Raw genomic sequence first — 8,323 nt, 5'->3', positions numbered from 1 at the left:
CGGCGGACGACGGCGCGACGCAGTAGGCAATCAAACGATGGCTGTTGTTGACGGCCTGCGCCAGCACCAGCGCGCTCTCCACGCCGGGCAACAGCGACAGCGCGTTCTCCACCTCGCCGATTTCGACGCGGTAGCCGCGCACCTTGACCTGGTCGTCGCCACGGCCGACGAATTCCAGTTGTCCCGCGCGGTTCCAGCGCACCAGGTCGCCGCTGCGGTACATCCGCGCGCCGGCTTCGGCGGCGAAGGGATTGGCGACGAAACGTCCGGCGCTCAAGCCGCCGCGCGCCAGATAGCCGGCGGCCAGGCCCTTGCCGGCCAGGTAAAGTTCACCCACCACGCCAACCGGCACCGGCTGCAGGCGGGCATCGAGCACGTAGACCGAGGTGTTGCCGATCGGCCGGCCGATCAGCGGCCGCTCGCTGTCGGCCAGCGCCGCGCGCAAGGTGTCGACGGTGTATTCGGTCGGGCCGTACAGATTGTGCGACAGCAGGCCGGGGACGGCGCGCAGTTGGCGCCACAGGGCGGCCGGCGCGGCCTCGCCGCCGATCAGGATCAGGCTGGGTTGGTGGGCGCCCTGCTCCACCAAGCCGCTGCCCAGCATCTGCGCCAGGAAGGACGGCGGCAGGTCCATCGCGTCGATGGCCAGGCGGCGCACCTCCTGCACCAGGGCGTGGGCGTCGCGCCGGGTGTCCTCGTCGATGACGTACAGCTCCTGGCCGTGCAGCAGCCAGAATAGCTGCAACCAGGACGAGTCGAAGGAGAAGGAATGGGTGTGGGCGGCACGCAGCGCGCGGCCCGGATGGCGCGCCCGCACGGCGTCCAGCGCCGGGCGGTAGATGGTGTCCTGGTGCGAGGCGAACAGGTTCAGCAGCGCGCCGTGGGTGTTCATCACGCCCTTCGGCCGGCCGGTGCTGCCGGAGGTGAAGATGACGTAGGCGACCGAGTCGGCCGTCAGCGCGACGCCGCGCTCGTCGGCGTCCAGCCCGTGGGCGGCATGGCCGGCCAGCTCGGCGCGCAGCGCGGCGGCGTCCAGGTCCAGCCGGGGAATGGCCGGCGGCAGTGCGGCCGCGCAGTCGCTGCGGCTCAGCAGCAGGAGCGGATTGGCGTCCTCGCACATCATCGCCATGCGCTCGGCCGGGTAGTCCAGGTCCAGCGGCAGCAAGGTGGCGCCGCTGTTCAGAATCGCCAGCATGGCCAGGACGGTGTCGGCCGAACGCGGCATGGCCAGCGCCACCACCGTGCCCGGCGCGGCGCCGCGCGCGATCAGCAGGCGGCTCAGTTGCGCCACGCCGGCGGCCAGCGCGGCAAAGCTGTAATGCTCGGCGCCGCTGACCAGCGCGGTGGCGTCGGGCCGCAGCGCGGCCTGCAACGTCAGCAGGTCCAGCACATGGTGCACGCCCTCGGCCGGCCTCACCGCCGCCCCGGTCGACCACTCGGCCACGGCGGCCCGCTCGTCGGCCGCCATCAAGGGCAATTGGCCCACCGCTTGTTCCGGTTGCGCCAGCCAGCTATCCAGCAGGCGGACGATGCGTTGCGCGTGCCCGGCCAGCTCGTCCGCCTGGTAGCGGGCGGCGTCGGCGCGCAGTTCGATGGCGATCTGTTCGCCGTGCACCAGCAAGCCGAACTCCAGGTCGTCGACCGGGCCGGTGGCCAGGTGGTGGGTGACGCCCTCGGCGCCGCCGAAGTCCAATTCATAGTCGAACAGCTTGTAGTTGATCAGCGCACCGTACAGCTTTTGGCCGGAGCCGACCAGCTGCATGTCGCGCTGGATTTGCTCGGCGTCGTAGCGTTGGTGCGGCCGCACCAGTTTCAGCGCCTGCTTGAAACAGGTCGCCACGGCGCGCCAGTCCATCTGCGCCGCCAGCTCCACCCGCAGCGGCAGCACATTCACCGCCGGCGCCGAGGAGTGGATGGCGACCGATCCCATACGCCGCATGAACGGCACGCCGATGGCCTGGCGCGCCTGGCCGGTCATGCGGTACAGGTAGGCGGCCAGCAGCCCCATGATCAGGTCCGGTGCCGCCAGGCGCGCAGACGCGCCGCCAACCGGCGCCGATGCCAGCGTCTGCAGGCGCGCCAGCGTGGCGGCCGGCAACGCCAGGTCGTAGGTGAGCAAGCCGGCGCCGCCCGCCTGCTCGGCCGCCGCACGCGTCGACAGGCTGGCCGGAGCCGGCATGTCTTCGCAATAGCCGCGCCAGAAGGCCTGGTCGGCGGTCCTGCGCTCGGAGGCCTGGTAGGCCAGATATTCATCGACCACCGCCGCCACGCCGATCAGCGTGCTGTCCGGCGCCGCCGTCCCTTGCGCCAGCGCCGTGTAGAGCGCGGCGATGCGCCGCGTCAGCGCGGTGAAGCTGAAGCCGTCCAGCATGATGTGGTGGAAGCGCTGATACCACAACCAGGTGTCGCGCCCCTGCCCGTCGCGGACCTGGAACAGCGCCTGGCGGTACAGCGGCAGATCGCCGTCCAGCGGCAAGTCGGCGCGCGTGTCGGCCCACATCCATTCCAGCGCGCGCGCCTGGCCGTCGGCCTGGCCGCGCCAGTCGAAGCGCTCGGGCGCGTCGATGTCGGCGGCGCTCAAGCCGTCGCGCAGCTGCTGGTTGCCGCCGACGTAGCGCGCGGTGACGGTGTCCGCTTCGGTCAGACCCTGACGGATCGCCTGGCACAGCAGCTCGGGCAGCAGCTCACCCTGGAAGGAGATCCAATGCGAGATCACGTAACTGTTCTTCTGTTCCGACACCTGGTCGGCCAGCCAGATACCCTGCTGGCTGCCGGTCAACGGCAGGTCGCGGGTATGGCCGGCGGCCACGGCGACGGCGCCGGACACTTCTTGCTGCGCTTGGGGACGATTCATGCGGATGCCCTCTCAGCGCGCGGCGCTAAACGGATTGATGCTCTTCCAGTGGCTCTCGACGAAGTCGATGCAGCTGCTGCGCGAGGCCGGGCCGAAGCGGGTTTCCCAGCCCTGCGGCCGCTCGGCGAACTCCGGCCACAGGCTGTACTGGTCCTGGGCGTTGCTCAACACGGTGAATTGCAGTTGTTCGTCGTCGAACGGGTTCAGATAGTTTTCTTGACTCATGATGTGGTGTCCTCTCGTCTCAGGTTCTTGAATTCAGTAGTTCGTCCAGGCCGGCCAGCAGGCCGTCGCGCCAGCACAACCAGTCGTGCCCGCCGCGATATTCGGCGTAGTCCGCCGCATGGCCGGCGCGCCGCAGCGCCGCCTGCATGGCGCGGCTTTCGGCCGCCATGTCCGCCTCGTAGCAGCCCACCTCCAGTTTGACCCGCAGCCGGCCGCCGGCGCCCAGGCCGGCGTTGACGGCGCGCGTGAGCCAACCGCCGGCGCTCGCGTCTCCATGCTCGTCCGCGCTCGCGGCGGCGCCGGCGCCGCCGGCTTCGTCTGGCTGCGCCCACCAGAACGAACCGGACTGGCTCAGCACCATGCCGAAGCGCTCCGGCCAGCGCAGCGCCGCGTAAAGCGCGGCCAGGCCGCCGAAGCTCTGCCCCGCCACCAGCGTGTCGCCGGGCCGCTCGCTGAACGGCTGCACGGCCCGCAGTTGCGGCAGCAGTTCCTCCTGCAAGGCCAACCAGAAATCGGCCTGACAGGGCAGCTCCATGGCGCGCGTCGCCGGGTCCAGCGCGTCGACCAGCAGGTACAGGGCGGGCGGCAGCTCGCCGCGCGCCGTCATGGCATCGAGCGGGCCGAACACGGCCATGTGGCGCGCCCAGTAGTGACCGTCGAGCAGGATCACCAGCGGCAGCGCGGCGCCGTTGCTGGCGATATCGGCCGGGCCGCTGCGATACAGCCATACATCGCGCTCGCGCCCCAGCCGCGCGCTGCGCCAGCGCTGCGCCAGCAAGCGCCCCTGCGGCAGCGCGTCGCGCGCCGCCCAGGCGGCGTGGCCCGCCGCCGCCGGCAAACACAGCGCCGACAACGGCCCGCCCCAACTGCCCTTGTGCGGGGTGTGGCGGTTCAAGGGATCGGCCTGCGCCTTGCTCGCCATCAGGGCGATCCACCATTCCCGCAGCGCCGAGCGGGCCGCCGGCGCGGCCGGTGGCAGTTGATCGCTGTTGGCCGGCATCAGGAAATAGCTGCCGCGCCAGTCGGCCGGCAACCGTGTTTGCCACAACCAGACATCGCTGTGTCCAAGCCGCGCCATGCTGGTCAGCGCCTCGGTGGGATGCGGCGTGTGCGAATACACGTCCAGATAGACGCGCTGGCAGTCGGAACGCTCCGGGCCGCCGTCCGGGTCGCGCCACAGGAAGCTCAGTTCGAACTGGCCGTCCGGCAGCGCACGGCACAGCGGCGTGCCGGCTTGGCCCACCGCGTGCCACCAGGCGGCGCCGCCCAGGTCGGCCCGGCCGAGCAGATCGTCGGCCAGGCCCGCGCTCATGCCGGCACCGCCGACCAGACGCTGTCGACCGGGCCGTGCAGCACGCGGCGCGCGGTCAGGCGGGCGCCGTACAGCAGCAGCGCGGCGCCGGCCAGCGCGGCGAAATCGACGCCCAGCGTGGCGGCGCTGGTGTGCGCCCACAAGCCCAGCGACGGCAGCAGCGCGGCGGCCAGCGAGGTCAGTGGAATCGCCAGCGAGGCCAAGGCGCACAGATTGAGCAGGTCGACCGCGCCGCGCGCCGGGCCACGCCAAAAGGCCCAGGCCACGGCGCCGAGGAAGACGCTGTAGTACACCGCCAGATAGGCCGAGTTGATGTTGGCGGCCGAGCCGTACAACCACTTACCGGCCACCATGGTCAGCAGCACGCCGGCCACCGAGCCAAGGCAGACGCCCAGCGTGGCCGAGGCCATGCGCAGGGTGGTCAAGGTCTGGCGCGGCGGCGCCTGGTCGCGGATCTGGTTCTTGCGGCGCTTTTCCACCCACAGCAGATTCCCCGAGTAGAACAGGAAGGCGCCGCTCAGGCCGAAGACGAAGTACACCCAGCGCATCATATTCCCGCCGTAGCTGCCGAAGTGCAGCGCGAACAGCGGCGTCACCAGCGAACTCCAGGTGTCGGCGTGACCCGGCAGCATGGTCTTGTTGGTCACCTCGCCGCTGTAGGGATTGATCATCACGTAGGCCGACTCCGGCCCGTGCACCAGGTGGCGCGGGTTGACCACCGCCGCGCGTATCATCGGCCGTGGTCCGTCCAGGCCCATGAACAGCATCTCGCTGATGTGGAAGTCCGGCGCGGTCTGCTGCACCTTGGCGATCAGCGTGGTGGCCGGCAGCATCTCGCTCACCGAATGGGGCACCGGCTTGCCGCCGCCACGTTGGAACATCGGCGTCTCGCCGTAGACCACTTCCTGCAGGCTGTCGTAAAACTGGTCGTGGAAGGCGAACACGATCACCGTCACGCTGATGACGATGTGGAACGGCAGGCTGGCGATGCCGACGATGTTGTGCGCGTCGAGCCAGAAGCGCTTGCGATTTTTACCGGCGCGCAGCGCGAAGAAGTCCTTCACCAGCGTCGGCAGCAGCAGGATCACGCCCGACACCAGGGCCAGGAAGTACATCACGCCGGCCACGCCCATCAGGTAGATGCCGAGGTATTCGTCGCCCACCGTGCCGGGCACGCCGCCGGTGCGGTGCAGCATGTCGATCAGCTGCGCCAGCAGCGAGGGCAGCTCCTGCCGCGCCACCAGCTTGCCGTCGCCGTCCAAGGTGGCTTGCCAGCGCTTGGCCGACAGGTCGATCTCGCGGCCGCCCTCGTCGCCGCTCCAGCTGACCGGCGCGGCGACGTTCTCGTGCCGCTCCAGGTGCAGCGTGAAACCCTTGCGCGCGGACGGATGCTGCTCCAGCACCTGGCGCACCAGCGGGTCGAGCTGGGCCTGGGCCACCGGCTGCAAGGTCTGCGCCGGGCTGCTGATCCAGCGGTCCAGCGGTGCCTTGAACATGGTCAGCGCGCCGGCGAAGAAGCCGATGAACAGCAGCATGCCGGCGCCGATGCCGACCCAGGTGTGCAGCGCTTGGTAGATGCGCAGGATGTCGCTACGAATTTTCATGTTGGAAGTCCACGGTACATAAACAGCACGGCATAGGCGAGCAGATTGGCGGCACCCAGCCAGCCCAGCGCGCTCAAGCCGCTACGGAACAAATAGGTCAGGCTGAAGACCATCATCCAGATCGGCGCGATCAACCACATCACGAACTGGTTCTTTTGCGGCGCCGCGATGCCGCCCGGGCCGGCCCAGGCGAACAGGCCGGCCAGCGCCAGCGCCAGGGTCCAACCCAGCAGGCAGCCGACCAGGGTCTTGCTCCACCAGTCGGGACGGATGGGCGCTTTTTTTTCAGGCTTGCTGTTCACGGCGCATCCTTTTGATCAACAGGGAAAAAAACGGCAGCACGCTGAAGGCCAGCATGAGCAGCATCAGCCAGCCGAATACGGCGGTGATGGCGCTGAAGGCGGCCAGGCCGCAACCCAGCGCCAGCAACAGCAGTACGCCACCGACGGCGCGCCAAGGCGTGGCCGCCAAGGGTTGCGCCATCCAGCCCTGGTGGCGGTGGCTCAGGTAGAGGATGGCGCAGGCCAGCCAGGTCAGAACAAAAAACAGTATGTGCACGGATGCTTCCATATCGAGATGTGAAAATGCGGCGGCGCCGGGGCCGCCGCTCAGGCGGCCAGCGTCGCGCCGCCGTCCACCACCAGGTCCTGCATGGTGATGTGGCTGGCCAGGTCGGAGGCCAGGAACAGCACGGCGTTGGCCACCTCCTTGGCGGTGGCGATTTTCTTCAGCGGGATGCCGAGCTTGAACATGTCCGGCAGGCCGTCGATGGTGCGCTGCAGGGCGGCCTCGCCGGGCAGCATGGCGCGCAGCATCGGCGTGTCGGTCGAGCCGGGCGAGACCAGGTTGCAGCGCACGCCGAACTCGGCCAGCTCCAGCGCGGCGCAATGGCTCAAACTCACCAGCGCCGCCTTCGAGGCGCAGTAGGCGCCCATGTTCATGCGCGGCACGTGGGCCGCGTTCGACGCCACGCTGACGATGGCGCCGCCGCGCTGCGCCTTGAACTGCGGGATCAGCTCGCGCAGCAGATAGAAGACGCCGCCGACGTTGATGTCGAAGGTGCTCTTCCAGTCCTCCTCGCTGAACGTCTCCAGCGCGCCCAGGCGCAGCACGCCGGCGGCGTTGACCAGCACGTCCAGTTGCGGCGTCTCCAGCAGCAGTTGGCGGCAGGTCCGCTCGACTTGGGCGCGGTCGGCGATGTCCAGCCGCGCCGTCTTGAACGGATAGCGCTTGCCCTGGCGGGTGCCCAGCTCGCTGTCGAAGTGGCGGTCGATGCCGACCACCCGCGCGCCCAACTGGCGGAAGGCCAGCGCGATCTGGTAGCCGATGCCCTGCCCGGCGCCCGTCACCCAGACCTGCTTGCCCTCGAACTGTAGCAGCGGGCCGTGCTCCGGCCGCAGCGGATGGGTGCGCGCCAGTTCGACCGAGTCGTCCCGTTTCATGGTCCGCTCACGCCGCCTGCCGCTGCGCCAGCAAGTCCCACCACGCGTTCAGCGTCGGGGTCTTGGCCAGGTCGGCGAAGTTGACGTCCAGGCCGAGCTTCTTCCACTCGGCCACCAGGGCCATCACCTGCACCGAATCGAGGCCGTAGTCCATCAGGTTGTCGTCCGGGTCGACCTCGCCCTCGGCCTCGTCGATGTGCCGCAACAGCATCAACTTGAGACGCTCGCGCGTGAACGCCAGCGCCGGCGACGGCAGCAGGCTGGCGGTGTCGATCACCGCGCCGCAGCGGCCGGCGACATAGTCCAGCGCCATGCGGTGCTCGCGCTCGGAAAAGTCGGCCACCGCGTCGGCCACCAGGAAGGCCTGGATGTCGCGCATGAAGGCGTCCAGCGCCGTGGTCAGGCAGCCGATGTGGGCGTAGACGCCGACGATCAGCAACTGGTCGCGGCCCTGCTCGCGCATCATCTGCTCCAGCGGCGAGCGCTGGAAGGCGCTGTAGCGCCACTTGACCAGCACCGTGTCGTCGGCGTCCGGCGCCAGCGCCGCGTGCACCTGCTGCAGCGCCGGGTCGGCGGTGGTCAGGCCGGGGCCCCACATGTCGTTGAGCAGCGCCCGTTCCTGCGGGCTTTGCTTGGTCGGCTGCGCGGTGTACACCACCGGCACGCCGACCGACTTGGCCCACAGGCGGATCGCCGCGATGTTGTCGACCAGTTGGCGCAGCAGCGGATTGTCGGCGCCGTAGAAGCGCAGGAAGTAGTCCTGCATATCGTGGATCAGCAGCACGGCGCGCTGCGGCTCGACCTGCCAGTGCACGCGGTTGACCGGCAGTTCGCCGGCCGGCGGCATGGTGTAGCTGGAAATGGCGGGAATGGACATGGATCTCTC

8 protein-coding genes are annotated in these 8,323 nt (G+C 69.6%); all 8 read right to left on the bottom strand.

Annotated elements, in window-relative coordinates; genetic code table 11:
- Positions 1-2,854: amino acid adenylation domain-containing protein (locus tag H7U20_RS19085; protein ID WP_199760736.1), on the bottom strand; the 2,854-nt coding region annotated here is incomplete at its 3' end.
- Between the two features lie 12 nt (positions 2,855-2,866).
- Positions 2,867-3,079 carry an MbtH family protein gene (locus H7U20_RS19080; protein WP_199760735.1) on the bottom strand — a complete coding sequence of 71 codons (213 nt, stop codon included), beginning with the start codon at positions 3,077-3,079 and terminating at the stop codon, positions 2,867-2,869.
- Positions 3,080-3,098: 19 nt separating this feature from the next.
- Positions 3,099-4,391 (bottom strand): enterochelin esterase, encoded by a 1,293-nt coding sequence (gene fes / locus H7U20_RS19075; RefSeq protein WP_199760734.1) that lies wholly within the window; start codon positions 4,389-4,391, stop codon positions 3,099-3,101.
- Positions 4,388-5,995, bottom strand: a complete 1,608-nt coding sequence (locus H7U20_RS19070) for a PepSY-associated TM helix domain-containing protein (RefSeq protein ID WP_199760733.1) — start codon at positions 5,993-5,995, stop codon at positions 4,388-4,390. Before H7U20_RS19070 ends, fes begins: the two co-directional genes overlap by 4 nt.
- Positions 5,992-6,297 (bottom strand): hypothetical protein, encoded by a 306-nt coding sequence (locus H7U20_RS19065; RefSeq protein WP_199760732.1) that lies wholly within the window; start codon positions 6,295-6,297, stop codon positions 5,992-5,994. Before H7U20_RS19065 ends, H7U20_RS19070 begins: the two co-directional genes overlap by 4 nt.
- Positions 6,281-6,553: a hypothetical protein gene (locus tag H7U20_RS19060; RefSeq protein ID WP_199760731.1), complete on the bottom strand. Its 273-nt coding sequence runs from the start codon at positions 6,551-6,553 to the stop codon at positions 6,281-6,283. Before H7U20_RS19060 ends, H7U20_RS19065 begins: the two co-directional genes overlap by 17 nt.
- Positions 6,554-6,603: 50 nt before the next feature.
- On the bottom strand, positions 6,604-7,437 hold the full coding sequence (dhbA, locus tag H7U20_RS19055; protein ID WP_199760730.1) for a 2,3-dihydro-2,3-dihydroxybenzoate dehydrogenase: 834 nt from the start codon (positions 7,435-7,437) through the stop codon (positions 6,604-6,606).
- A gap of 7 nt (positions 7,438-7,444) precedes the next feature.
- A complete protein-coding gene (locus H7U20_RS19050) occupies positions 7,445-8,314 on the bottom strand; it encodes an isochorismatase (RefSeq protein WP_199760729.1) in 870 nt (289 codons plus the stop codon).
- Between the last annotated feature and the right edge of the window lie 9 nt (positions 8,315-8,323).

The organism is Rugamonas violacea, assembly GCF_016461825.1.
Taxonomy (GTDB): Bacteria; Pseudomonadota; Gammaproteobacteria; order Burkholderiales; family Burkholderiaceae_D; genus Rugamonas.
The sequence above is the reverse complement of the archived record's forward strand: the minus strand, read 5'-3'. Positions and strand labels throughout refer to the sequence as shown.